Raw genomic sequence first — 24,551 nt, 5'->3', positions numbered from 1 at the left:
CAGTGTCGCGCAAAAGAAAAGGGGCAGACCGAAGTCTGCCCCAAATCATTTAGGTAATGTTGTTCAACTTAGAAGTCGAAACGAACACCCAAGTCGGCTTTAACCACGTCGTCGGCGTCTTGGCCGACCATGCCGCGCAGGGTTGTACCCGCAGCCAGGCTGTGTACGAAGCCAACGCCGAATGCTTCGGATTGTGCGTCGCCGCCGCCGGCGAAGGACGCCAGAACGGTTGTTGCTGCGCCGAACTCATAGTTTACGGTCAGACCGTAAGCGATGTCGCCTTCGCCGTTGTCGTTGTCGTCAACATTCGCGTCGTTTTCACCGATAAGAGCAGCGAAACCGAATGCGCCAACGGAGCCACCAACAGTTACGAGCCAGAATTCGTCACCTTGGTCGTCACCGTAAAGTGCGCCAACAGTGTAGTCGCCGAATGTGTAAGTCGCACCGACCTGCCATTCGTCGTCTGTGCCCAAGCCGCCTTCAATGCCGCTTTCATCAACGTAGGAACCTGCAACTGTGAAGTCGCCGAACGCGTAGTTGATCAGAACACCGTTGTCGCCGGCATCGTTGTCGTATGCAGCGCCAGGGAAACCGAATGTGTTGGAGATACCGATTGTGTCTTCAAGGCCCAAGTCGCCGTCGAAGTGTGCGAAACCGGTTGCGTCGTCGTATACGCCAGAGATGTTACCAACGCGAACGCGCAGGCCACCGACGGATACTTGGTAACGTGCAGCACCGAATTCCAGTGCGCCGGCTGTGCCGTCGGAGTTTTCGTCGGCTTGACCACGAACGGTTGCAGCAAAGCGCAGGCCGTTGTCTGTTTCAACGGATGCGTCGATGTTCAGGCGGAAGCGGCTAATGATGATTGTTTCTTCATCACGGTCCTCGTTGTAACCAACACCCCAACGCGCGTAGCCGCCGAATGAGATGTCTGCGTTACCAGCAGAAACGCTTTGCGCGGAAGCAAAGTTTGGTGCTGCGAATGCTGTTGCTACGAGAGCTGTCGAAGCAAAGAGAACTTTTTTCATGGGTTTTCCCTCGGTTGGAAAATGATACTGGAAAATTATACAAAAAGGAAAAGGGGCAGACCAAAGTCCGCCCCAAATCATCTAAGTGTTGTTCAACTTAGAAGTCGAAGCGAACACCCAAGTCGGCTTTAACCGAATCGTCTGTGTCTTGGCCAACCATGCCGCGCAGAGTTGTACCTGCACCCAGGCTGTGTACGAAGCCAACACCGAATGCTTCGGAGTCTGCGTCGCCGCCGCCGGCGAAGGATGCCAGAACGGTTGTTGCTGCGCCGAACTCATAGTTTACGGTCAGACCGTAAGCGATGTCGCCTTCGCCGTTGTCGTTGTCGTCAACATTCGCGTCGTTTTCACCGATAAGAGCAGCGAAACCGAATGCGCCAACGGAACCACCAACAGTTACGAGCCAGAATTCGTCGTCTTGGTCGTCACCGTAAAGTGCGCCAACTGTGTAGTCGCCGAATGTGTAAGTCGCACCGACCTGCCATTCGTCATCTGTGCCCAAGCCGCCATCGATGCCGCTTTCGTCAACGTAGGAACCTGCAACTGTGAAGTCGCCGATTGCGTAGTTAACCAGGATACCGTTGTCGCCTGCACCGTTGCCGAATGCTGCGCCTGGGAAACCGAATGTGTCGGAGATACCGATGGTACCTTCGAGACCGAGGTCACCGTCGAAGTGTGCGAAACCGGTTGCGTCGTCGTATACGCCGGAGATGTTACCAACGCGAACGCGCAGGCCACCGGTGGACACTTGGTAACGTGCGCCACCAAATTCGAATGTGCCGGCTGTACCGTCGGAGTTTTCGTCAGCTTGGCCACGAACGGTTGCGGCGAAGCGCAGGCCGTTGTCTGTTTCAACGGAAGCGTTGATGTTCAGACGGAAGCGGCTGATGATGATTGTTTCTTCATCACGGTCTTCGTTGTAGCCAACACCCCAACGAGCGTAACCGCCGAAGGAGATGTCTGCATTGCCAGCAGAAACGCTTTGCGCGGAAGCAAAGTTTGGTGCTGCGAATGCTGTTGCGACAAGAGCTGTCGAAGCAAAGAGAACTTTTTTCATGAGTTTTTCCTCGGTTGGAAAATGATAGGACCTGACCGGGGAATTCCGACCTAGGTATGATCCTCTTTTGCCCCCCGCCCTGCTTTTTGGCAAGCGAAGTGGATGGGCAGCGAATAATGTGTGGGTCCGTGGTGCAGCTTTGCCACACCAGCGCTATGCGGCCCAGCTTGGGCAGAGTCTATATAGTATACACAAACGGACATTGGCGGATATCTCCCTCGGGAATACTAATCCTTGCTCAGCGGGCTGTGCTTGGGTATTGCATGTTAAAACTGTATATAAGGTGGCGGATATGGGGCGTATCAAAGCGCGGAACATCGCAGCAATGGCACTTGCAGCTGGCATTTTGGCCGCCTGCGGTGGTGGACTGGGGCTTGGGCAACCAACCAACCAGATCGAAGACAAAGTCACGCCTAACGACCCCGCTGAGGACAGCTCGATCTTTGATCTTTTCAAACAGACAAATGATGAAACAGCTGTTTCGGTCAACAGATACCTCTGGAGCGCCTCGCTTGAAGTGCTGAATTTCCTTCCCATTCAAGCAGTTGACCCGTTCACCGGCGTGATTTCGACAGGATTCGGCACCCCGCCAGGTGGCGGCCGGGCCTACCGTGCAACGGTATTGATTGACGATCCCGCTCTTGATGCCCGCTCACTCAACGTGGCACTGCAATCGCGCAGCGGTCCGGTGAGTCAGGCAACCTCTCGCGCCGTTGAGGATGCGATCCTCTCGCGTGCACGTGAGCTACGGATTGCTGACAACAAACTCTGACCGCCCATTTCAAGATGATTTCTCCGACGCCGGGCCTTGTGAATACCACACGTCCGGCGTTGCTGTGTAAAAAGGCCCGCACATGACCCGCTATTCCCCCGCCGAGATCGAAGCCCGCTGGCAAGCTGCCTGGGAAACGAACGCAATTTTCAAGGCTGTCCGCTCTGCCGACAAGCCCAAGTATTACGTACTCGAGATGTTCCCCTATCCGTCAGGGCGAATCCACATGGGCCACGTGCGCAACTACACATTGGGCGATGTGATTGCGCGCTACAAACTGGCCAAAGGGTTCAACGTATTGCACCCGATGGGGTGGGATTCGTTCGGACTAGCGGCGGAAAACGCAGCGATGCAAAAAGGCATTCACCCCGGCGAATGGACCTATCAGAACATCGAGGACATGAAGGGCCAGATGAAGCCCTTGGGCTTTTCGCTGGATTGGTCCCGTGAAATCGCGACCTGCCACCCCGACTATTACCAACACCAACAGGCCATGTTTATCGACATGATTGATGCGGGCCTGATCTACCGCAAGAATGCTGTCGTGAACTGGGATCCGGTGGATATGACCGTTCTGGCGAATGAACAGGTCGAACAGGGGCGCGGCTGGCGCTCGGGCGCATTGGTTGAGCGGCGCGAGCTGACGCAGTGGTTCTTTAAAATCTCCGATTACTCCGATGAATTGCTGGGCGCGCTCGACACGCTGGAAAACTGGCCCGCCAAAGTGCGGCTGATGCAGGAGAACTGGATCGGCAAATCACGCGGGCTGCAATTCTCCTTCTCGACGGTGAATGCGCCAGACGGGCATGACCAGATCGAGGTCTACACGACCCGTCCCGATACGCTGCTGGGGGCCTCCTTTGTTGGCATTTCACCGGATCACCCCATCGCAAAACTGCTTGAGCGCGATAACGAAGACGTTGCAGCCTTTGTGGCCGAATGCCGCAAAGGGGGCACCACCGAAGAAGCCATCGAGACAGCCGAGAAGCTGGGCTTTGATACTGGCATCCGCGTGCGCCACCCCTTTGATACCAGCGCCGAGCTGCCCGTTTATATCGCCAACTTCATTTTGATGGACTACGGCACAGGCGCGATCTTTGGCTGCCCTGCCCATGATCCACGTGATTTCGAATTCGCGACCAAATACGGGCTGCCCATCATTTCGACCTATCTGCCCTCCGAGGATGCCGCAGATGAGCTGACCGAAGCCTATGTGCCGCAAAAGACCGAAAAGGTATTTTACAACCGTGGTTTTGCCGGTGAGCAGTGGCAAACAGGGCTTGAAGCCATCGACGCCGCCATCGCCTTCTGCGAATCCCAAGGGGTTGGCCAAGGCGTGACCAAGTTCCGCCTGCGGGACTGGGGCCTCTCCCGCCAACGCTATTGGGGCTGTCCGATCCCTGTTGTGCATTGCGACGACTGTGGTGTGGTCCCCGAAAAGAAAGAAAACCTGCCGGTTAAATTGCCTGAAGATGTGACATTCGACATTCCCGGCAACCCGCTGGACCGTCATATGGAATGGCGCACAACGCCCTGTCCTTCCTGCGGCAAGGACGCGCTGCGCGAGACCGATACGATGGATACATTCGTCGATTCCTCATGGTATTACGCCCGCTTCACCGCGCCCCATGCGGATACGCCAACGGTTATGGAAGACGCCGAATACTGGATGAACGTCGACCAATACATCGGCGGGGTCGAGCACGCGATCCTTCACCTGCTCTATGCCCGCTTCTTTGCCCGTGCGATGCAGATCACAGGTCACTTGCCCGAAAAAGCGGTTGAGCCGTTCAACGCGCTGTTCACGCAGGGCATGGTCACCCACGCGATTTATAAATCTGTCGGTGCTGACGACCGCCCCATCTTCCACTATCCTGAAGAGGTCGATCTGAAAGGCGATCAGGCCTTCCTGAAAGACGGTGGCGCAGAGGTTGAAATCATCCCCTCTGCCAAAATGTCCAAATCCAAAAACAACGTGGTCGATCCGCTGCACATTATCTCGGCGTTCGGGGCAGATACCGCGCGCTGGTTTGTGCTGAGCGATTCGCCCCCCGAGCGTGACGTAGAGTGGACCGCCTCGGGTGCGGAAGCCGCCTATAAGCATCTCAGCCGCGTTTGGAATATTTCTTCGCGGATTGCCGAAATGGATGATTCCGCAGGCACCGGCGACGACGATCTGCTGCGCCAGATGCACAAAGCCGTTCATGATGTAACCATGGCGATCGAGAGCTTTGGCTTTAACGCGGCCATCGCCAAGCTTTACGGTTTCACCGCGACCTTGCAAAAATCCAAAGCAGGCAAGGCGGCCCAACGTGAAGCCGTGATGACATTGGCACAGCTGATGTCACCGATGACCCCGCATTTGGCCGAAGACATCTGGTCCATGCAGGGTGGCGAAGGCCTGATTGCAACAGCGGATTGGCCTGTCGCAGATGAGGCGATGCTAAAAGACGACACAGTGACCCTACCTATTCAGGTCAACGGCAAACGGCGCGGCGAAATCGAGGTGCCCGCAGATATGCCCAAGGACGAGGTCGAAAAGCTTGCCCTTGCCCATGAGGCCGTGATCCGTATCCTTGACGGTGGAACACCCAAGAAGGTGATCGTTGTCCCGGGGCGGATTGTGAATGTCGTTGTATAGCCGCCGCAGCCTGTTGGCCCTACCGCTGGCCCTCGCGGCCTGCGGCTTTACCCCCGTCTACGGCGTAGACGGTACGGGGACCAAGCTGCGCGGGCAGGTCTTCGTGCAAGAGCCGAAAACCCAAGCTGGCTATTTGATCACACGCCATCTCGAGACGCAGCTGGGGCGCAGCGGCAGCGATGCCCGCTATGGGCTGGATCTGGTGATTTCGCTGGATGACGATGAGCTGGCCATTGATGATAACGGCGACACCGAGCGTTTCGACATCATCGGAATCGTCGAATATTCTCTGAGGGATAACACAACCGGCGCGGTGGTGACCTCTGGTCAGGTCGAAAACTTTACCGGTTTTTCGACCACCGGCACCACAGTTTCCACTTTGGCATCTGAACGCGATGCTGTTGAACGGCTGATGGTGATCCTTGGCGATCAGATTGTGACAAAACTCTATGCCACGGATTTGCCCGCATGAAGCTAAGTCGGCGCGACGGGACCGCTTTGGTCTCGAAGCCACCCAAGGACAAGCTTGGCCTGCTGCTCTATGGCAGCGATTCGATGCGTGTCGCGCTTAAGCGACAGGAGTACCTCAAGGCGTTGCTTGGACCCGCCGCCGAAGAGGAAATGCGCCTGACGCGTATTCCTGCCGGCGATTTGCGCCGCGAACCCGCCCTGCTGATGGATGGCATCAAAGCCATCGGATTCTTCCCTGGTCCGCGCGCCGCTTTTGTTGAAGGCGCGAATGAGCTGGTGGCCCAGATTATCATCGACACGATCAAAGATTGGCAGCCCGGCGATGCGCAGATCGTGGTGAGCGCCGGTGATCTGAAAAAGACCTCAAAAATACTGAAAGCCTTTGAAGGCCACAGCAATGCCTATGCATGGGGCATTTTCGACGACCCACCCGACCGCGCCGAGATCGAGCGATTGCTACAGGCTGCAGAGTTGCGAACCGATGCGGCTTCGATGGGGGCGCTTGAGGAACTTGCGCGCAATCTTGATCCCGGTGATTTTCGCCAGACGTTGGAAAAGCTATCGCTTTACAAGCTCAGCGAGCCCAACACCAACGTCAGCCTTGAGGATATCACAGCCTGTGCACCTGTCTCTGTTGAGGCCGGCGTTGATGATATCCTCAACATCGTGGCCGAGAAAAAATCGACTGAAATCGGCCCGCTTATGCGGCGGCTCCAAAGCCAAGGCGTGAATGCGGTCACGCTCAGCATCATGGCGATGCGTCATTTTCGTACGCTACACCGTGTGGCCTGTAACCCCGGCGCGCCAATCTACGGCGTGCGTGACCGTGACCGCGTATCGCGGCAATCCCGCGATTGGGGCCTTCACAAGCTTGAAGTCGCATTGGGCATTCTAACAGACACCGATTTATTGCTGCGCTCGGCCGGGCAAACGGCACCCGCCTTGGCCATTATAGAACGCACATTCATCCGGCTCGCGATGTATGGTGCCAGCCGCTCATAAGGGAGACTTCAAATGTATACAGCTATCGGTGCCGTAAAAAGCCGCGCCTTCCGCGTGCTATGGATGCTCGAAGAGCTTGGGTTGGACTTCGAACACATCCCTGCGGGTCCTCGTTCTGATGAGGCGCGTAAGTACAACCCGACCGGCAAAGTGCCCGCGCTGCTGGATGGTGATGAACTGCTCACAGATTCGGTCGCGATTATGCAGTATCTTGCGGACAAGCACGGCGCGCTCACGGCACCTGCCGGCACGATCGACCGCGCCCGTCAGGATGCGATGACATTGTGGTTGATCGACGAATTCGACGCCATCCTCTGGGCCGCAGCCAAACATAGTTTTGTGTTTCCCGAGGAAATGCGCGTGGCGGAAATCAAGCCAAGCCTGAAGGCCGAATTCGCCCGCAGTGCTGCAGCGTTGAGCGCCCGCATCAAAGGGCCATTCCTGATGGGGGATCAGATCACCGTACCCGATCTTTTGGCCGTGCATTGCCTCAATTGGGCAATTGGAGCCGGTTTTGATCCTGTGGACGAGACGCTTGGAAAATGGGCCGACAGCCTGCGCAAGCGCGATGCGTTCAAAGCCACCCGCGCCCGCGATACCACCTAGGCCTTCAGGCGGGCCGCAGCGTGGTGGCCCGCCCACGCCCCTGTCGCAAGGCAGCCCGTGATCAGGTAGCCGCCTGTGGGCGCCTCCCAATCCAGCATTTCCCCCACCACATAGGTATCGGGCACAGCTTTTAGCATCAGCGCCGCATCTACAGCCTCTTTAGTTACACCGCCCGCGGTCGAGATTGCTTCGTCCATGGGCCGCAGTCCATTATGCCGGATCACGACCGATTTTATCAGCTTTGCAAGAGATTGGGGATCTGATGGCAAGGGCATACACATTTCTTGCAGCACTGCGATTTTCACCGCGTCCAGCTTCAGCGTCTTGCGCAAATGGGAGGTCAATGTCGCCTTGCCGCGTGGTTTGGACAGCTTTTCCGCAACCGCCAGATCGGTTTGATCCGGCAACAGGTCCAACACCAGTGGATGCCCCTCACGCACACCACGTGACACGGTATAAACCCCGCCACCTTCCAGACCACCAAGCGACAGAGTTGCCTCACCGCGTGATACATACGGCCCGCTCCGCAGCCCGATATTCTTGAGAGCCCCGCCCAGATGCCTATCCATAAACGGTGTCCACTGAACGGCGACCCCAGCGTTGGCAGCGGCAAAGGGGCTCAGAGGCACACCGCGCGCGGCCAGCATATCCGCCCATGCCCCATCCGACCCAAGCCGCTTCCAACTTGCACCGCCCAGCGCCAGAATTGTGGCTTTGGCAGACAGTTTTTGCACCCCATGTGGCGTGTCAAAGCACAACGCGGCACCGTCCCAACCCGTCCAGCGCCAGCGGGTATTGAAAACAACGCCAAGGCTCCGCAGCCGTTCTAACCACGCGCGCAACAATGGCGAAGCTTTCATTGCAACAGGGAAAACGCGCCCCGTCGTGCCGGTGAACAGCTCTTGTCCCAACCCCTGCGCCCAGTCTTGTACAGCTTGTGGATCGAACGCCCCAATCATTGGGGCCAACCATTCAGCATTCTCGCGAAAAGCACTGTCAAACGCCTCGGGCGGTTCCGCTTTGGTCAGGTTCAGACCCGATTTGCCCGCCATCAAAAACTTGCGCCCGACCGACGGTTTGGCATCGCAAAGGGTGACCTTTACTCCCGCTTGCGCCAGCACTTCTGCAGCCATCAAACCTGCGGGGCCTGCACCAATAACGACAGCGTCGCTCATTCAGTGTCCGCCGCGGCAGGCAAGCCACCTTTGATTTCCACAACGCGCTGTGGATAGGGGATGGTAATTCCGTTGTCGCGCAGCGCGTTCCAGATCAGGAACAACACATCAGAGGTGTATTTATTGGGCCCGTCATCCAGCCCGTTCACCCAGAACTCTACCGCGAAATCAATCCCGTTTTCGCCAAAACCGCGCAGCTCGCAATCAGGGGGATAGGGCAGATCCAATACTTCGGGATGGGTGGCTACTGCCGCTTCGATGATGTCGGGGACAAGGTTGATATCTGTTTCATAGCTCACCGAAAACGGAGCCTCGAAACGATTGGCCGAACCTGAATCAGAGTAGTTCACCACGCGTGTGGTGATGAAATCCTCGTTCGGCACCACGATCCAGCGGCCATCGAATGTCTCGAGAATAGCAGCACGGGCGGTCATTTTGACGATCTTGCCGGCCTCGCCGCCGTCCAGCTCAACAAAGTCCCCGACAGTCGCCTGCCCTTCGACCAGCAGGATCACCCCCGAGATAAAGTTGGACGCGATCTTTTGCAGGCCAAACCCCAAACCAACACCGATAGCACCACCCAAGACCGCCAGTGCGCCAAGGTTGATCCCCATCACATTCATCAGCACCAGAAACGCGATGCCAAAGATCATGAATTCGACTGTTTTCAGCAAAAGCTGCCGGATCGAAGGGCGCATTGGCTGTTTCTCGATCAACGCGGTGGTTTGACTGCTCGACCACTGTCCCAGCCAGAACAGGATCGACCCTGCGATCACGCCCCGCACAATGGACATTAACGAAAAGCGGATATTGCCCACGCCCACAACGGTTTCCGTCAACTTCAGGCTGACCAGATCAAGCAGACCCAGCGTATAAAGCGCAGCGATCGGGATCAGAATGAACCGTCCCAACACCTTGAGGAACGGATCATTCAGGATGTCGCGGACAAAGGCGCGCACAGCAAGGAACAGGAACACGCGTTTGCCAAAGGCAATCACCGCACCACTGTCAAACATGGACCGCACGACCTGTTCACCGATACCTGTCAGCGCATAGGCAAGCAGCGGCAGGATCAACGGCAGAAACTGCAACACAAACAGCCGCGCAGGTGTGAACAAATTCTGCGTTTCACCGGGGTCGATCAATCGCGTCAAGGCAGGGCGCAACCGCCGCGATATCAGCACGGCCAGCACATAGGCGGCGACCAAAATCGCAAACTGTGACCACGCCGCAGGGCTTAGAAGCCATGTAAGCGCCAGCTCATACCCTTGGATGGCATAGCCAGCGATCTGCTGCACGATCGGTGGATATTCGGAGAGGTCAAAGTTCATCGGAGTCGCCTTGCCAGATTGTTGAACCGCACCAATGTAGTGACGCACGAGCGCCGTAGGATCAAGTGGCGCTTATGCCCCTCACTTCGGACCAAGGCCAATTAGGGGTGCATGCGAAATTGGACATGCTATAATATGGCCATCGGCACTGCTTGGGTGTCGCTGTCTTTAATGAGGTACACATCGTGCGTATTATCTTTGTTTTCGCGTCGCTTTTGGCATTGGCTGCCTGTGATGTCCCGCTTGTGCCGCTAATCTAACGGCACATGTTTTTGATCGTTCGGGCGATCTGAGCAGGGGCAGCGACGGTATCAACGCATAACCCCCGCGCCGTTGGGATCAGATCTTCTTCGGCGACGATGCGGTCAATCAGGCCCATGGCCAATGCTTCATCACTCAGAACCTTTGCGCCGCCCATCAGGATCAGCTTGGTCCGCGAAGGGCCGATCAGCGCTTTCATGCGGACCGGATCACTGGGTTGGGGCAGAAACCCCAGCTTCATCACCGGATAAAAGAACTTGGCCTGCGGCACACTGATACGGATATCGCAGGCTAGCGCCATCCCCATTGCCCCACCCGCCAGCGTGCCGTTCAACGCCGCAATTGTCAGCCCCGGCAATGCGGCGATTGCCCCTGACAACCGCTCCCACAGCTCTGACACAGCAAGCCCCGCGCGCGCGGCGTCCAAATCGGCACCCGCGCTGAAAACCTTGCCGCGACCTGTCAGGATGATCGCGCGGGCTTTGCCTGCACGTTCCATAATCTCGCACAGCTCGTTCAGCATCTCTTGGGTCAGGGCGTTGGCTTTGTCAGGGCGGTTCAGGGTTACCGTCCAGATGCCATCGTCCTGATCAAGCTCGATCATATAAGGCCAACAGCCTTGCGGATGCCCTCATCCCGCAAGGATATCTCCTCGCCGCAATAGCTGTCGGCCTCGGCGCTACACATCCACAAAAGACATTTTGCAGGCCAATCCGCGGGGATATGCACGTCCCAGTCAAGCTGGCTCACCGGATTGATGCCAGAGGCCTTGATCACGCGCTGCATCTGGGTGGCTACCGTCCCCGGTGACAGGCCGATTGCGCGGATGCCATTGGCCTGTTCCTCCAGATGCAAGGACCGGTTCAGCATATTTACCGCCGCTTTGGAGGCGCAATAGGCGCTCCACCCCTCGATCGCATTATGGGCCGCCCCCGAACTGATCGTCAGAACAGAACCGCCGCCCGCACGCAAAGCAGGCAGAGCGGCATGAATACCGTTGAACACACCCTTGAGATTGATGTCGATCAGATGCCCCCACGCGTCGGGGTCAGTATCGCCAATATGGTCAATCGGGTCCACGACACCTGCATTATTGATCAGCACATCCAAGCCGCCAAAAGCCTGCACAGTTGTCGCTACGGCTGATGAAAGCTCACCGTAGCGCGCAACATTGCATGGAATGGCGATGGCTTTTTCACCGATCTCGCCGGCAAGGGCGGCAATCTCGTCCTGCGAACGGGCCAGCAACGCGACATTTGCCCCTGCGCTGGCGAAAACCCGCGCAGTTTCGGCACCGATGCCGCGGCTTGCGCCGGTGATCATCACGGTTTTTCCGGTCATATCCATCATAAGTCTCCCTGTTACAGCGGGTTAATGCAGTGGTTGACTACAAACTAGCCTCTGAGCGCCACATCCGCCACCCCGAGGCAACAGGCCACTGCGCCCCTTGACCCGCTGCTGTGTTTGCAACACGGTTGCGCCGAAATTTACGCGTCAGGAAATGTGTTTATGTCTTACCTCCCGTCCAACCTAACCGCTTCGGCCACTGCCTTCTGTGTGCTGGCAAATACCGCCTACGCGGATCTCAACCCTGCCGAAGTCTGGGACGACGCGCGCGCAAACCTTGAGATTATGGGTTATACCGTTACAGCAACCGAAGAGTTGTTGGACGGAACGCTCACGGTATCCGACATCACCCTAAACTCTGAAGCGAATGCGAACCAGCAAGCGGTGACCATCAGCATGGGACCGCTACAATTTTCCCAGGTAAATGGCGGTGATGTCGAAGTGATCCTGCCCGCTACCATGCCCGTAACAATAGATATGGCCGCCACCGCGCTAAAACGTCCTGCGCGTATCGAAATGAGCCTCACCCAAAGCGGTCAGGAAATCCTTGTAAGCGGTGATCCCGACGCCATGGTATTCGACTATACTGCGGACAGCTTTGGCCTGTCCCTCGATACGCTGACAATAGATGACACATTATATGAAGCCGATAGCGCACGGTTTTTAGTGAGCGGCGAGAATGTGCAGTCGCAGAGGAAAGTCATCGCAGGCGAGACACGAAGCTACGATCAATCCATGCAAATCGACCGCGTCACATATGATGTGTTTTTCAATGATCCCGCGCAGGTCGAAGCGTTACAAATGACCAGCACGTTGGAAAACATCAGCTTTGGCGGCATTAGCAGCATGCCTGACGGTGAGAGCACGCAGTCTGGCGATTTTTCCGCTCTACTGACCGACGGTTTTATGTTTGAGGGCGAATTCAAAACCGGCACGACCGAAACCCAAACCGAAATCACCTCAACCGATGGCACATCGAAAATAAAAACAGGAACCGAGGGCACGACCCTTGCCATAGCGATGGGGCAGGACGGCATCCGCTATGATGCACAGGCCCGGCAACTGCAGATCGGCGCACAGCTTGCCGGCCTTCCCTTTCCGCTGTTCGCACAAATGCAGCGGTCCGGCATGTCGCTAAGCAGCCCCGTACAAAAATCAGATGAACCGCAGGATTTCGCGATGTCCTTTGATATGACCGATTTCACCATGTCGGACATCATCTGGGCGCTGTTTGACCCCTCTGGCCAATTGCCTCGCGATCCTGCCACCGTAGCCGTTGATCTGTCCGGCAAGGCCAAAGTGCTGTTCGATCTGTTCGACCCCACCAGCGTTGAGGCACTCACGGCCAGCGGTGCCACCCCCGGTGAGCTTAGCGCGCTCACCCTGAACCGGTTGGAGCTGGATGCTGTCGGTGCCAAAATCAACGCCCGGGGCGATCTGACATTCGACAACACCGACAAAACAACCCTCCCCGGCTTTCCCAAGCCGGTCGGGGCCATTGATATCGACATCGCAGGGGCCAATGGCCTGATGGACAAACTGGTCGCGATCGGGTTGCTGCCCGCCCAGCAAGTCACCGGCGCGCGCCTGATGCTGGGTCTGTTTGCCGTGCCCGGTGCCACCCCCGACACGCTAAGTTCAAAGATCGAATTCAACGAGGCCGGTCAAATCCTCGCGAATGGACAACGCATTAAATAACCCGCCCTACAATTGGTGTATAAGTCAGACGGCTCCCTTTCGGGGGCCGTTTTCTTTTGGGGCCTGCCCTTGCGGGGCCGCGATGCCGCAGTTACCTCTAGGCCTTGATCAGGAGACGATAATGACCCAAGCCCTTGATGCGCTCACGGCGCAAATGCTCGATGCCGCAAAGACCGCCGGTGCTGATAGTGCAGATGCGATGGCCCTGCGCGGCACGTCGCTGTCCGTAGATGTACGCGCCGGCGCACTGGAAGAAGCGCAGCGCGAAGAAGGCACCGATATCGGCCTGCGGGTGTTTGTGGGTCAGCGCAGTGCAATTGTTTCTGCCTCGGACACGACGACCCATACTATCTCCGAGATGGCCGAACGGGCCGTTGCCATGGCGCGCGAAGCGCCCGAAAATCCTTATGCGGGCCTTGCCAGCGCTGATCAGCTAGCCAACGGCTGGGACGCAGATGCGCTGGAATTATACGACCCCACCGATGAACCCGAACCCGCTGCCCTTCAACAAGACGCAGCACAAGCCGAAGCCGCAGCTCTTGAGGTTGCTGGTGTCACGCAGGTGCAATCCGCCAGTGCCGGCTATGGCGCACGTGAGGTACATCTTGCGGGCTCCAACGGGTTTTCCGGTGGCTACCGCCGTTCAAACCGTGGGCTAAGCTGTGTGGCAATCGCAGGTAACGGCACAGGGATGGAACGTGATTATGACGGTGACAGCCGGATTTTCCAAAGCGACCTGCGCAGTGCCGCGGAAATCGGCCGCTCGGCTGCGACCCGAAGCCTGCAACGGCTGGATGCGCGCAAACCCCCGACCGGAGCCTTTCCTGTCCTATTCGACGAACGTATCGCAAGTTCGCTGATCGGGCACCTGCTGGGCGCAATCAACGGCAGTGCCATCACCCGCGGCGCATCGTTTTTGCGCGACGCCATGGGCACCCAAGTCCTGCCCGAAACCCTGTCGCTGATCGAAGACCCTCACCGTCCGCGGATCAGCGGGAGCCGCCCTTTTGACGGTGAGTTTCTACCTACAGCAAAGCGCACTATTGTCGAAAACGGCATCTTGCAGAGCTGGACGCTGGACCTTGGCACAGCGCGCCAACTCGGCATGCACTCGACCGGCAATGCAGGGCGTGGCACCAGTTCGGGACCGACACCCAGCACATGGAATGTCGCGCTCACCCAAGGCAGTGCCAGCCGCGATGATTTGATCCGCGATATGGGCACAGGGCTGTTGGTGACCTCGATGATCGGCTCGACTATCAATCCTAACACGGGCGATTATTCGCGTGGCGCTGCGGGCCTGTGGATCGAGAATGGAGAGATCACACATGCAATCAACGAATGCACCATTGCGGGCAATCTGCGTGACATGCTGCGCGCGATGATCCCCGCCAATGATGCCCGCCCGCATCTAAGCCGTGTTGTACCATCCTTATTGGTGCCGGGGATGACCATTGCCGGCGTCTGATCTTCCTCTGCTCATCGACACGGCCCATAAAGCCGGACGCATCGCCACCAGCTTTGTCGGGAAAACCGCAAAGCGTTGGGACAAGCCCGATGGTGCCGGTCCCGTGACAGAGGCCGACATGGCGGTGAACGACATGCTTTCCCGCGAACTGCAATCCGCGCGCCCCCACTATGGCTGGCTGTCAGAGGAAACCGAAGACGGGACCGACCGGCTCTCTCGGGAGCGGGTTTTCATCGTTGATCCCATCGACGGCACACGCAGTTTCACCGAAGGGGCCAACACATGGGCGCACGCGCTTGCCGTGGCCGAACGCGGCCAAGTCACCGCTGCAGTGGTCTATTTGCCTATGCGCGATCTGCTTTATACTGCGGCCCGTGGGCAAGGTGCATTCCTCAACGGGGTTCCGATTACAGTCTCGGATGCGGATGAGCTTGAGAAATCCGCGATCTTGGCGGCAAAGCCTGTCATGGCGGGCCAACGTTGGGTCGGCGGCACCTGTCCGCCTTTCAAACAGGCCTACCGCCCCTCGCTCGCCTACCGTTTGGGGTTGGTCGCGCAATCACGGTTCGATGCAATGCTCACACTGCGCCCCAGCTGGGAATGGGACATTGCCGCAGGCGCATTGATCGTCGCCGAAGCAGGTGGCACAGTTGGCAACCGCCACGGTGCCCCCTTGACCTTCAACAGCCCCGATCCGCGCCTTGACGGCGTGATTGCGGGCACCCCTGCCGTTCATCGCGCACTTTTACATGCACTTGCCTAACCGCTCAAACTAGAGGCTTTGACGCCTTGACGTAAGGGTCCCGCGCTGTGCAAACACAATGTAGCTGATCACAAAGGAACCGCTCTTATGACCCAACGCTTGCACCTTGTCTTTGGTGGTGAACTGGTAACGCCCAGCAAGAATGTTTTCAAAGATGTCGATGACCTGCATATTGTTGGCATTTTCCCTAATTATGCAGCGGCCTATGACGCGTGGAAAAACGAAGCCCAACGCACGGTCGATAACGCGCACATGCGTTATTTCATCGCGCATTTGCACCGTCTGCGGGATGAAGAAGCTGCGGCCTCTTCCACCGAAGAGCTGGGCTAGCCCCTCTCGTGGCGCATTCGCTGGGCCTTTCCGCATACCGCGCTCTTGCGCGGCGGGGTGAGGCACGGCTGCCCGATATCTCCCTCCCCCGTCCCGAGGGGGAGGTTTTGTGGATTCACTGCGCACAATCCGAAGGCTTTCTGGCTGTACTCGACCTTGCGCAGCGGCAACTCGCCAGCAATCCCGAGCTGTCGGTGATCATCACGCTGCCCAAACACTCCAACACCAACGGGCCTGAAGGCGGCATGGTCCCTGACCGGATTATAGTCTCACGTATTTGCGACGATCACCCTGCTAGTGTTGCTGCATGGCTTGACCATTGGGCACCTGATTGCGGCATCTGGACATGGGGGGATCTGCACCCCAACCTGATCCTTGCCGCTGCCGAAAAATCCTGCCCGATGTTTCTGATCGACGCGGATAGCGCCGGTTTTGACCGACGGCGCGATCGGTGGCTGCCGGACGTGGCGCGTAGTCTTTTGCCACTGTTTGCTTCGGTCATGGCCCGCACACCGGCTGCAGCGCGGCGGCTTATGCAGCTCGGGCTGAGCCGCGAAGATGTCGAAGTAACCACATCCTTGCAAGCTGGCGGGCAGGTTCTCGGCTGTAGCGAGACCGATCTCGCCGACCTGTCAGCGACCTGCATTGGCCGCTCGATCTGGTTTGCGAACGGCGTGCAGCCAGGAGAATTACAGACCGTGCTGGCCGCGCATCGTCAGGCATTACGCCTGTCGCATCGGCTTTTGCTGGTGCTGCGCCCCGCAGGTGCCCTTGGCCCCCAAGAAGCCTGCGACCAAGCAAAGCTTCAGGATTTTCGCGTGCTCAACTGGGATGACGGGAACTTCCCCGATGAGGCGACCCAAGTGCTTATTACCGAAGACCCCCGCGATGTCGGGCTGTTCTACCGCATGGCACCTGTGTCCTTTTTGGGTGGATCATTGGTGGCGGGGCACAGCGGGGTCGATCCGCTAGAGGCAGCGGCTCTTGGGTCAGCGATCCTTTATGGGCCGCGGGTGGGGCGCAATCTGCAAAGCTATTCCCGACTGGCCACAGCAGGCGCTGCGCGGATTATCAACGATAGCGCGGCACTCGGCATGGCGATTTCGCGGCTCGTCGCACCGGATCAGGCCGCCACAATGGCCCACGCGGGCTGGGAGGTCATCACCGAAGGGGCTGCCCTGACAGACCGGATCACCGATCTGGTGCAGGACGCGATGGATATGCAGCGGGGCCTGAGATAATGCACCCGCCATCCTTCTGGCACCGCGCAAAGCCGACCCTGATCGCGCGCGCGCTGCAACCGCTGGGAGCCCTTTATGCCCGCGCCACTGCGAAACGGCTTGCCCAAGGCGAACGCTTGCGGCTGGAGGTGCCGGTCATTTGTGTAGGCAACATCAATGCCGGCGGCACCGGCAAAACCCCAACCGTGATCGCCGTGGTAGAGCGCCTGCGCGATCTGTATCTAGAGCCGCACATCATCTCGCGTGGCTATGGCGGGACGCTAGAAGGTCCTGTCCGCGTTGACCCCGCCCGCCATAGTGCTGCGCAAGTCGGGGACGAACCTCTACTGCTTGCGGCCTTTGCCGAGGTCTGGGTCGGACGGGACCGCGCCGCCGCAGCGCAGGCCGCTGTCGCTGGCGGAGCCAAGGCCATCGTGCTGGACGACGGTTTTCAGAACCCCGCCTTATCCTATGATCTGAGCATTGTAGTTGTCGACGCTGTCAAAGGGTTTGGCAACGGCCTGTGCCTGCCCGCAGGCCCCCTGCGCGAACCTGTGGGCACAGGTCTGGCCCGCGCTGATCTGATTTTATCTTTAGGTTCTGATCAGGCCCAGCGCGATTTTGATCTGCGTAAACAAAGCTCGGGCGCGCCTAACGGGCTGCCGCATGTGCACGCGGAGTTATTGCCGCTGCAAACCGGTATGGACTGGACCGACACCCCGCTTTTTGCCTTTGCCGGGATCGGTCATCCCGAGAAATTCTTTGCCACTTTGCGCGGACTCGGTGCGACTTTGGTACACGCCGAACCGCTACAGGATCATCAACAGCTCACCCCCGCGCTGATGGCGCGCCTTGAATTCGACGCCCGCGCCCACGCAGCGCAGCTGGTCACGACCGAAAAAGATGCTGTGCGCCTGCCGCTGTCCTTCCGAAGCAAGGTAATCACCCTGCCCGTTCGCCTGAAAATGGCCCCGGACAACGCCCTATGGGATGCGCTGAAACAGATTGCCGACCGCACAGCCTGACCTGAAACGAAAAAGGCGGCCCCTTCTGGCGCGATTGATCGCCGGAAGGGGCCGCCTATGAGCTCTTTCATTCAACGAAGTTTCGTGAACGATCAGGTATCTTATTACCCTGCGAGGGCGTCTTCGATGATTTCCTTCATGTCCTCATAGCGCATGTTGGAATACTTCTTGCCGTTGATGACAAAGCTGGGTGTGCTGTCGATATTGTCGGCTTCGGCGTTGGCTTGATACCATGCGACCAACGACTCTGCGCGCTCACCGTTTTGCAGGCAAGCTTCGAGTGTTTCATTGTCCAACCCTGCCAGACGCCCGATCTTGCGAAGTTCTTCGACAATGGCTGCTGGATCACCCGCGCGGGTCCATTGCGCCTGGCCTGCATATATCAGATCCGTCATGCCAAAGAACTTCTCTTGGCCGCCACAGCGCGCCACCAGCGACGCCCACAGGCCGAAGCGGTCGAAATAGACTTCGCGGTAAACAAACCGGATTTTGCCGGTGTCGATATAATCCGCCTTGAGTTGCTTGTAGGGGCCTGCGTGGAACGCGGCACAATGCGGGCAGGTAAAGGAAGCGTATTCGATAATCTCGACCGGAGAGTCGGGGTTTCCTTCCACCATGTCGACAATGCCGGAGGTATCCGCAGCACCCTCGGTTGCGTCGGTGGTTTGCGCATTGGCGGCACCGGGCAGCGGCGCATCAGGGAAGGCTACCGTGGATGCTCCGCGCGTGCCGCTCAGATACCAGCCGCCAACGCCAAGTGCGGCCACGGAGCCAAGGAGGATATTTCTACGGTTCATATTTTTAGTCCTTCGTAAGATCTAGGTTCAGGCTTGCTTGCAAGAGCAAGCTCAGCGGTTTTGTTTGTTCAGGATGTTTTCACCCAGCCGTGCGAGCGCATCGCGCAGGCTGTCGTCCCCGATAGGGGCGGTGGTATCAATTGCGCGGGCGCGCAACGCGGGATCAGGTGCTGCGACGGCCTTTTTGGGTGCGTGTTCAAAGGCCACGCGCCCTTCTGAAAAGCCGGTCGCGGCAGTTTGTGTCACCCGCACGCGTGCAATGGCGTTATAGCCGTAAACGGCATTCACCCGCGCGCGCAGTTGTTCTTTTTGCATCTCTAACAGCGGAGCATTGGCCCCTGTCGTAAGCAATGTCAGCGTAGCCCCCATGCCGCCGCGCCCGTAGGACACCTCAACCGGACGCGAGATAGAAGCAGCGTCATCGCCCACGACCTCCGCCCAATTGGTCAACAAACGCGATTGCGCAAAACCACGGCTTTCCGAAGCCTTGCGGATTTTTCCACTCAGCAAACTGGCCGTTCGGGTAAAGCCCTTTGTGGTCGTGCGGCGTGGTGGCATTGCAGGTGGCGTGCTTTCTTTTTAAGTTCAACGCGATCACTGCGTCATTGAATCATATTGTGTCACAGACATGATAGCGCAAGACGGGGGTACTGCCACCAGGCCAATTCCTAATTAGGGCATAAAGAGTGCGTGAAGAACATTACATGTCTGTAAGCTTGTTGGAGTGGTATGATACCCACGCCCGCGAAATGCCTTGGCGCACCTCACCCGCCGCGCGCAAAGAGGGCAAGCAGCCTGATCCCTACGCCGTCTGGATGAGCGAGATCATGCTACAACAAACCACTGTTGCCACCGTCAAAGACTATTTTCGCCGGTTTATCGCCCGATGGCCCACCGTGCGCGATCTTGCTTGCGCGCAGGACGCCGATGTGATGGCCGAATGGGCGGGCCTTGGATATTATGCGCGCGCCCGCAATCTGTTGAAATGCGCACGTTCGGTTGTGGCAGAGCATGACGGCAAATTCCCTGCGGACCATGCGGCGTTGCTCAAACTTCCCGGAATTGGCCCCTACACCGCTGCGGCCGTATCCTCGATCGCATTTGATCTGCCTCACGCTGTTCTGGATGGAAATGTGGAGCGGGTGATGGCACGTATTTTCGACCTCCACACGCCCCTCCCCACGGCAAAGCCCGAACTGATGGCCCATGCCATACGCCTTACCCCCGACAGGCGGCCCGGCGACTACGCGCAGGCTGTGATGGATTTGGGGGCGACGATCTGCACACCGAAATCTCCCGCTTGCGGGATTTGCCCATGGCGCGAAAAATGCGCAGCCCGCGTCGCAGGGACCGCGGCCGAGCTGCCTAAAAAACTACCCAAGAAAGCAAAGCCGATCCGCCATGGCACAGTTTATCTGGGACAGCGCGGTGATGGTGCATGGCTGCTCGAAACCCGCCCCGACAAAGGTCTTTTGGGGGGGATGCTTGGCTGGCCGGGTTCTGAATGGGTGGACACGACATTGCCCCATCCGCCCAGCACACCACCAGCCCAAGGAGATTGGTACGCGGTCGCAGGCGACGTGCGCCATACCTTTACCCACTTCCATCTTGTGTTGCAGGTGAAGGTCGCGCAGCTTCCCGTAGACGCCAAAGCCTCGCGCGGCACATTTATACCAAAAGACAGCTTTGCCCCTTCGAACCTGCCAACGGTCATGCGCAAAGCCTTTGATCTACTGATGCAGGACGCTACGCCACATGGGGCAACACACGCTTCTTTGATATAGCCGCGCCATGATCCCGAAAGAGACGCACCTATGACCGACAAGCCAAACACCCTGATTCCACCAGCTGAGCTTGCCCGCCTCAAACGCGCATTGCCATTTTGGTTGTCGCTGGCTCTGGCGCCTCTTGCCTGGATCAGTGCCATCTTTGGCGGCTGGTCGTTGCTTCTGGTTCCTGTAGCCACTTGGTATCTGTTTTCCGCCCTTGATGCGGCCTTGGGCCTTGAGACACAGAACGCCGATCCCTCCGCAGGGGAGGAGCATCTGTTCTGGTACAAGCTGATCACCCTCATCTGGGCACCCGTCCAATTCGTGCTGTTGCTGAGTCTGCTTTGGTATGTCCCCCAAGCAGAACACCTCAACAGCGCCGAACGGATTGGCGTCTTTTTCGGGCTTGGCGTTTTGACGGGAACTGTTGGCATCAACTATTCCCACGAATTGATGCACCAGAAAAGCAAAGTCGAACGCTGGATGGCAGATGTCCTTTTGGCCATGGTGCTATACTCGCATTTTCGGTCCGAACATTTGCTGGTGCATCACCGCTATGTGGCGACGCCCCGCGATCCGGTCACAGCGCGTTACAATGAAGGGTTTCACCGTTACTATCCCCGCGTCCTGCTCCAATGCCTAAAAGGAGCCTTTGCGGCAGAAAAATCCATGCTTGCCCGTAAAGGGCTACCTTGGACCAACCGCACAAATCCATTCTGGCGCTATTGGGCGCTGCAAGCGGGCATGTTTGTTCTGGCATTTGCCCTTGGTGGTTGGTCCGCCGCGGGTTTGTTCCTAGTGCAGGCGGGCACTGCTATCTGGCAGCTTGAGCTGGTCAATTATGTCGAACATTACGGCCTGACACGCAAACATCTGGGGGACGGAAAATACGAACATGTCAAACCCCGCCACAGCTGGAATGCTGCGCAAAAGGCCTCAAACTGGCTACTGATCAACCTCCAACGCCACTCCGATCACCATTACAAGCCCGACCGCCGTTTTGCCGTGCTTCAAAACTATGGCCCCGAAGACGCGCCTCAATTGCCGTTCGGTTATCCGGTAATGACGATGTTCGCTATGGTCCCGCCCCTGTGGCGGCGTGTCATGAACCCGCGCGTGCGGGACTGGCGACAGATGTATTACCCTGAAATAACAGACTGGACCCCCTATAACCGGGCGACCACACCGCACCCGCGTTGACCTTACCGAGCGCATCACCAGAGAGTGTAAGCGGTTTTTAATTCCTGCCTGCGATAGTCCTTGGCACTGGTTTGTTTAGGGGATTCCAATGTTAGAAGACGCAGCCACTTTATCATCGCAAGAGTCCACATGCCTAATCGTTGAGGACAACGAATTTGATCAGGCAATGATGACCCGCGTTATCGACCGCTCGCAGGCCCGGATGACGGTCCAGACTGTCGCAACCCTGAATGAGGCCCGTGCAGCCCTGTCAACACAGCAGGTGTCGTTGATCCTGCTAGACAATAATCTGCCCGATGGCATTGGCGCAAATTTCGCGCTTGAGCTGGCAGCGAACCCTGCACATGCCGAAACCCCTGTGATCATGGTGAGTGATTGGCCAACCCCTTTCATGTGGGAAAAGGCGGCATCGGCGGGTGTTTTGTATGTGGTCAACAAATCGGAATTCGGCGTCAAATATGTTGAGCAAGCCATGCGCCAACGCGAATTCAAACAGGCTCAATTCGCCTAAACAGCAGATTTCATATAAAAAAAGCCCCGCCATAAAGGCGGGGCCAAGGTGAGTGTCATCAGTACGATCCCTCATGAGGAGGGCGCAAGGACACTGGCGGTGTTCGAATTTCTAAGTAAAGATCAGACCTGCATTTCGGCTCTGATCTGCTGGCGCAAAGCATCAATGGGCACGCGTTTGCCTTCTTTTTTATAGCACCAGTAGGTCCAGCCATTACAGCTTGGCGCGCCTTCAAGGGCGGCACCGACCTGATGGATCGACCCTTTTACATCGTCGCCGATCAGCGTGCCATCGGCGCGCACTTTGGCTTTGTGACGGTTGTTGAGTGAGTAAAGGTTTTCGCCGGGACGCAGCATACCGCGCTCGACCAACTGGCCGAAAGGGACACGGGGTTCCGCACGTTTCGAGGTCGTGGTCTGCAGCGCTTCGTTGTCGAATTTGCGCACCGAAGCGAGCCGCTTTTTGGCAACCTCACGGTATTCTTCTTCACGCTCGATACCGATGAAATCACGGCCCAGCATTTTTGCCACAGCACCTGTCGTGCCCGTGCCAAAGAACGGGTCCAGCACCACATCACCCGGATTGGTCGAGCCAACCAGCACACGGTGCAGCAAGCTTTCGGGTTTTTGCGTTGGATGTGCCTTGTCGCCCTCGTTGTTTTTAAGACGCTCATGGCCGTTGCAAATGGGCAGAACCCAATCGCTGCGCATTTGAATACCTTCATTCAGCGCCTTGAGCGCTTCGTAGTTGAAGGTGTATTTGCTGTTCTCGTCCTTACCGGCCCAGATCATTGTCTCGTGGGCATTGGTAAAGCGTTTGCCGCGGAAGTTCGGCATCGGGTTCGACTTGCGCCACACCACATCATTCAAGATCCAGTAACCCTGATCCTGAAGCGCCGCTCCGACGCGGAAAATGTTGTGGTAGCTGCCAATCACCCAGATCGCACCATTAGGCTTGAGCAAACGACGCGCTGCTTTCAGCCATGCTTTGGTAAACTGGTCATAAGCCGCAAAGCTGTCGAACTGGTCCCAGTCGTTGTCAACGGCATCGACTTTGGAGTTGTCCGGACGGTGCAGATCACCGCGCAATTGGAGATTGTAGGGAGGGTCGGCAAAGATCAAATCAACGCTCGCTTCGGGAAGCGAATTCATTACTTCGATACAGTCACCGCCAAGGATCGTGTTCAGGGGAAGCGCATGCGCTTCCTTCGTTTTTACTGTCATAACTCTGCCTCAATACCCGGTGCATTTTTTGCACTCGTTGGTTGATGACAAGGATGACCGCAGACAGAATCATGGTCAATTCGTTTTTTGAAACAAAGAGCTAAGAATTAATCTTGCCACAAGATGTTGTGTACAGGTTTGAAAGAACGTCTATGGTGTGGGGTCACTCCTAATTCTTGAAGCGCCGACATGTGGCTTTTTGATCCATAACCCATGTTGGTTTCCCAACCGTAGCCGGGGTGCTGTTGCGCCAAGGACAACATGACATAATCTCGACACACTTTGGCCATAATTGACGCCGCCGAAATAGACACCGATCGTGCGTCCCCTTTGACGACTGCCTCACTCGGAAGAGTTGTTTCACGTGGAACCAGATTTCCATCAATCAAACAGTAATCTGGCGGCGACTTGAGACCATCAACTGCCCGCATCATTGCAATGTGGCTGGCGCGCAGGATGTTATGCTCGTCAATCTCCTCAACGCTGGCATGGGCGATCGAAACATCCGCCACCTCAAGAATCTGCGCATACAGCAGCTCGCGCTTTTTAAAGCTGAGCTTTTTGCTGTCGTTGAGCCCTTCTGGAATACGCGCCGGGTCCAACACCACCGCGGCGGCAGTGACAGGGCCCGCAAGCGGGCCGCGTCCGACCTCATCTACGCCTGCGATACGGGTATAGCCCTTTGCACGGGCTGCGGTTTCGAATGAGTAATCCGGTGTCATATATAGTGTGAAACCGGATGCGGGCCCCTCACGCAAGCGAAAAGGGAAAGATGCCCGAACATCCCTCCCTCTCCATTCCCCACCGCAACAAAGATCACTGCAGGGGGTATCGGCGCCAGTGTGGTGATACTCCG

General features: G+C 57.4%; 24 protein-coding genes. 14 read left to right on the top strand and 10 right to left on the bottom strand.

All coding sequences use genetic code 11. The features are described 5' to 3' along the window. Positions 1 to 68: 68 nt before the first annotated feature. Both ABJM03_RS17000 and ABJM03_RS16995 read right to left on the bottom strand, forming a co-directional pair. On the bottom strand, positions 69 to 1,028 hold the full coding sequence (locus tag ABJM03_RS17000; RefSeq protein ID WP_348419032.1) for a porin: 960 nt from the start codon (positions 1,026 to 1,028) through the stop codon (positions 69 to 71). A gap of 97 nt (positions 1,029 to 1,125) precedes the next feature. Next, positions 1,126 to 2,085: a porin gene (locus ABJM03_RS16995; protein WP_348419031.1), complete on the bottom strand. Its 960-nt coding sequence runs from the start codon at positions 2,083 to 2,085 to the stop codon at positions 1,126 to 1,128. 292 nt (positions 2,086 to 2,377) lie between these two features. On the opposite strand from ABJM03_RS16995, the gene ABJM03_RS16990 reads away from it, so the two are divergent. The 5 genes from ABJM03_RS16990 to ABJM03_RS16970 all read left to right on the top strand — a co-directional run bounded on the left by ABJM03_RS16990 (position 2,378) and on the right by ABJM03_RS16970 (position 7,577). Continuing rightward, positions 2,378 to 2,857, top strand: coding sequence for a DUF3576 domain-containing protein (locus tag ABJM03_RS16990; protein WP_348419030.1), 480 nt, complete (start codon positions 2,378 to 2,380; stop codon positions 2,855 to 2,857). Positions 2,858 to 2,939: 82 nt separating this feature from the next. Further along, positions 2,940 to 5,498, top strand: coding sequence for a leucine--tRNA ligase (gene leuS / locus ABJM03_RS16985; RefSeq protein ID WP_348419029.1), 2,559 nt, complete (start codon positions 2,940 to 2,942; stop codon positions 5,496 to 5,498). Beyond that, on the top strand, positions 5,485 to 5,970 hold the full coding sequence (gene lptE / locus ABJM03_RS16980) for an LPS assembly lipoprotein LptE (protein ID WP_348419028.1): 486 nt from the start codon (positions 5,485 to 5,487) through the stop codon (positions 5,968 to 5,970). The genes leuS and lptE overlap by 14 nt, the downstream gene beginning before the upstream one ends. After that, entirely contained in the window at positions 5,967 to 6,971 is a 1,005-nt protein-coding gene (gene holA, locus ABJM03_RS16975) for a DNA polymerase III subunit delta (protein WP_348419027.1), read from the top strand. The genes lptE and holA overlap by 4 nt, the downstream gene beginning before the upstream one ends. A 12-nt stretch (positions 6,972 to 6,983) precedes the next feature. After that, entirely contained in the window at positions 6,984 to 7,577 is a 594-nt protein-coding gene (locus ABJM03_RS16970; protein ID WP_348419026.1) for a glutathione S-transferase, read from the top strand. Here the strand turns inward: ABJM03_RS16970 and ABJM03_RS16965 are convergent. From ABJM03_RS16965 to ABJM03_RS16950, 4 genes are all read right to left on the bottom strand, one after another. After that, positions 7,574 to 8,752 carry a TIGR03862 family flavoprotein gene (locus ABJM03_RS16965; RefSeq protein WP_348419025.1) on the bottom strand — a complete coding sequence of 393 codons (1,179 nt, stop codon included), beginning with the start codon at positions 8,750 to 8,752 and terminating at the stop codon, positions 7,574 to 7,576. The genes ABJM03_RS16970 and ABJM03_RS16965 overlap by 4 nt on opposite strands. After that, on the bottom strand, positions 8,749 to 10,083 hold the full coding sequence (locus tag ABJM03_RS16960; RefSeq protein WP_348419024.1) for a mechanosensitive ion channel domain-containing protein: 1,335 nt from the start codon (positions 10,081 to 10,083) through the stop codon (positions 8,749 to 8,751). The genes ABJM03_RS16965 and ABJM03_RS16960 overlap by 4 nt, the downstream gene beginning before the upstream one ends. Positions 10,084 to 10,339: 256 nt before the next feature. Continuing rightward, positions 10,340 to 10,948 (bottom strand): enoyl-CoA hydratase/isomerase family protein, encoded by a 609-nt coding sequence (locus ABJM03_RS16955; protein WP_348419022.1) that lies wholly within the window; start codon positions 10,946 to 10,948, stop codon positions 10,340 to 10,342. Next, complete coding sequence (locus tag ABJM03_RS16950; RefSeq protein ID WP_348419021.1) at positions 10,945 to 11,691, bottom strand: SDR family oxidoreductase; 747 nt, start codon at positions 11,689 to 11,691, stop codon at positions 10,945 to 10,947. Before ABJM03_RS16950 ends, ABJM03_RS16955 begins: the two co-directional genes overlap by 4 nt. A gap of 162 nt (positions 11,692 to 11,853) precedes the next feature. Here ABJM03_RS16950 and ABJM03_RS16945 point away from each other — a divergent pair, with 162 nt between their 5' ends. The 6 genes from ABJM03_RS16945 (at position 11,854) to lpxK (ending at position 18,195) form a co-directional block, all read left to right on the top strand. Continuing rightward, positions 11,854 to 13,389 (top strand): DUF2125 domain-containing protein, encoded by a 1,536-nt coding sequence (locus tag ABJM03_RS16945; protein ID WP_348419020.1) that lies wholly within the window; start codon positions 11,854 to 11,856, stop codon positions 13,387 to 13,389. Positions 13,390 to 13,510: 121 nt separating this feature from the next. Beyond that, entirely contained in the window at positions 13,511 to 14,857 is a 1,347-nt protein-coding gene (locus ABJM03_RS16940) for a TldD/PmbA family protein (protein ID WP_348419019.1), read from the top strand. Further along, positions 14,844 to 15,620: a 3'(2'),5'-bisphosphate nucleotidase CysQ gene (locus tag ABJM03_RS16935; RefSeq protein WP_348419018.1), complete on the top strand. Its 777-nt coding sequence runs from the start codon at positions 14,844 to 14,846 to the stop codon at positions 15,618 to 15,620. The genes ABJM03_RS16940 and ABJM03_RS16935 overlap by 14 nt, the downstream gene beginning before the upstream one ends. An 87-nt stretch (positions 15,621 to 15,707) precedes the next feature. Continuing rightward, a complete protein-coding gene (locus ABJM03_RS16930; protein WP_348419017.1) occupies positions 15,708 to 15,950 on the top strand; it encodes a DUF4170 domain-containing protein in 243 nt (80 codons plus the stop codon). Positions 15,951 to 15,958: 8 nt separating this feature from the next. Next, complete coding sequence (locus tag ABJM03_RS16925) at positions 15,959 to 17,191, top strand: glycosyltransferase N-terminal domain-containing protein (protein ID WP_348419016.1); 1,233 nt, start codon at positions 15,959 to 15,961, stop codon at positions 17,189 to 17,191. Then, positions 17,191 to 18,195 carry a tetraacyldisaccharide 4'-kinase gene (gene lpxK / locus ABJM03_RS16920; protein WP_348419015.1) on the top strand — a complete coding sequence of 335 codons (1,005 nt, stop codon included), beginning with the start codon at positions 17,191 to 17,193 and terminating at the stop codon, positions 18,193 to 18,195. The genes ABJM03_RS16925 and lpxK overlap by 1 nt, the downstream gene beginning before the upstream one ends. Before the next feature lie 104 nt (positions 18,196 to 18,299). On the opposite strand, the gene ABJM03_RS16915 is transcribed toward lpxK, so the two are convergent. Both ABJM03_RS16915 and ABJM03_RS16910 read right to left on the bottom strand, forming a co-directional pair. After that, positions 18,300 to 18,992 carry a DsbA family protein gene (locus ABJM03_RS16915; RefSeq protein ID WP_348419014.1) on the bottom strand — a complete coding sequence of 231 codons (693 nt, stop codon included), beginning with the start codon at positions 18,990 to 18,992 and terminating at the stop codon, positions 18,300 to 18,302. Positions 18,993 to 19,043: 51 nt separating this feature from the next. Further along, entirely contained in the window at positions 19,044 to 19,550 is a 507-nt protein-coding gene (locus tag ABJM03_RS16910; RefSeq protein ID WP_348419013.1) for a DciA family protein, read from the bottom strand. Between the two features lie 146 nt (positions 19,551 to 19,696). Here ABJM03_RS16910 and mutY point away from each other — a divergent pair, with 146 nt between their 5' ends. The 3 genes from mutY to ABJM03_RS16895 all read left to right on the top strand — a co-directional run bounded on the left by mutY (position 19,697) and on the right by ABJM03_RS16895 (position 22,472). Continuing rightward, positions 19,697 to 20,776 (top strand): A/G-specific adenine glycosylase, encoded by a 1,080-nt coding sequence (mutY, locus tag ABJM03_RS16905; RefSeq protein ID WP_348419012.1) that lies wholly within the window; start codon positions 19,697 to 19,699, stop codon positions 20,774 to 20,776. A gap of 30 nt (positions 20,777 to 20,806) precedes the next feature. Beyond that, positions 20,807 to 21,961 (top strand): alkane 1-monooxygenase, encoded by a 1,155-nt coding sequence (locus tag ABJM03_RS16900; protein ID WP_348419011.1) that lies wholly within the window; start codon positions 20,807 to 20,809, stop codon positions 21,959 to 21,961. Between the two features lie 88 nt (positions 21,962 to 22,049). Then, on the top strand, positions 22,050 to 22,472 hold the full coding sequence (locus ABJM03_RS16895; RefSeq protein ID WP_348419010.1) for a response regulator: 423 nt from the start codon (positions 22,050 to 22,052) through the stop codon (positions 22,470 to 22,472). A 122-nt stretch (positions 22,473 to 22,594) separates the two neighbouring features. Here ABJM03_RS16895 and ABJM03_RS16890 read toward each other — a convergent pair whose 3' ends face one another. Next, positions 22,595 to 23,695 (bottom strand): site-specific DNA-methyltransferase, encoded by a 1,101-nt coding sequence (locus ABJM03_RS16890; RefSeq protein WP_348419009.1) that lies wholly within the window; start codon positions 23,693 to 23,695, stop codon positions 22,595 to 22,597. A 107-nt stretch (positions 23,696 to 23,802) separates the two neighbouring features. After that, complete coding sequence (locus tag ABJM03_RS16885; RefSeq protein WP_348419008.1) at positions 23,803 to 24,417, bottom strand: ribonuclease HII; 615 nt, start codon at positions 24,415 to 24,417, stop codon at positions 23,803 to 23,805. Positions 24,418 to 24,551: the final 134 nt, after the last annotated feature.

The sequence above is a fragment of the Sulfitobacter sp. genome (assembly GCF_039977885.1).
Taxonomy (GTDB): domain Bacteria; phylum Pseudomonadota; class Alphaproteobacteria; order Rhodobacterales; family Rhodobacteraceae; genus Sulfitobacter.
Note: the sequence above shows the minus strand (reverse complement) of the source record. Positions and strands in the feature narration are given on the sequence as shown.